Origin of the sequence: Bradyrhizobium nitroreducens (genome assembly GCF_002776695.1) — a bacterium.
GTDB classification, from domain to species: domain Bacteria; phylum Pseudomonadota; class Alphaproteobacteria; order Rhizobiales; family Xanthobacteraceae; genus Bradyrhizobium; species Bradyrhizobium nitroreducens.
The window spans coordinates 1-1,069 of sequence record NZ_LFJC01000003.1 but is presented as its reverse complement, the minus strand read 5'-3'; the positions used below and the strand labels follow the sequence as shown (position 1 = coordinate 1,069).

At 67.4% G+C, this 1,069-nt stretch carries 1 protein-coding gene; it reads left to right on the top strand.

The window, feature by feature from the left end:
• Positions 1 to 12: 12 nt before the first annotated feature.
• A partial coding sequence (locus tag TSA1_RS00015; RefSeq protein WP_210421878.1) for a beta-ketoacyl [acyl carrier protein] synthase domain-containing protein occupies positions 13 to 1,069 on the top strand: 1,057 nt, incomplete at its 3' end.

Sequence of the window (1,069 nt, the reverse complement as noted above, 5' to 3'; positions counted from 1 at the left end):
TTGTGGGAGAGCTTGCGGGCGGGCCGCGACTGCATCGGCGAGCTGCCGCTGCAGCGCTGGGGCTGCCGCGAGGACGAGATCGAGGTCCGGCATGCGGGTGTGATCGAAGGGGTGGATCAGTTCGATCCGCTGTTCTTCGGGATCTCGCCGCGGGAGGCCGAGAGCATGGACCCGCAGCAGCGGCTGCTGATGACCCATGTCTGGCGTGTCATCGAGGAAGCCGGTTACGCGCCGCAAAGCCTGGCCGGCAGCAAGACAGCGATCCTGGTGGGTACGGGGACCAGCGGATACGGCGGCCTGCTGTCGCAGAGCGGCTGTGCGGTGGAGGGCTACAGCGCGGCGGGGATGGTCGCCTCGATGGGGCCGAACCGCATGAGTTACCTGCTGGACCTGCACGGGCCGAGCGAGCCGATCGAGACGGCGTGCTCGAGCTCGCTGGTGGCGATCCATCGTGCGGTGCTGCTGCTGCAAAGCGGTCAATGCGAGTTGGCGGTGGTGGGAGGGGTGAACACGCTGCTGTCGCCGGATGCGCATACGAGCTTCAGCAAGGCGGGGATGCTGAGCAAGGACGGGCGTTGCAAGACGTTCTCGGCGCAGGCCAACGGCTATGTGCGCGGCGAGGGCGTGGGACTGCTGCTGCTCAAGCCGCTGGGGGCGGCGCAAAGAGACGGCGATCACATCCACGGGCTGATCCGGGGCAGCGCGGAGAACCACGGCGGCAAGGCGAACTCGCTGACGGCGCCGAACCCTGCGGCGCAGGCGGAGCTGATCAAGGAGGCCATGCGCCGCGCCGAGGTGGATCCTCGGACGGTGAACTATATCGAGGCGCATGGGACCGGGACCCCGCTGGGTGACCCGATCGAGATCCAGGGCCTGAAGAGCGCGTTCGCCGAGCTCAGCGAGGGCGGTGAGGCACTGCCAGGCGGCTACTGCGGCTTGGGTTCGATCAAGAGCAACGTCGGACATCTGGAGTTGGCGGCCGGCGTTGCGGGCGTGATCAAGGTGCTGCTGCAGATGAAGCACCAGACGCTGGCGAGGAGCCTGCACAGCGAGGAGATCAATCCGTACA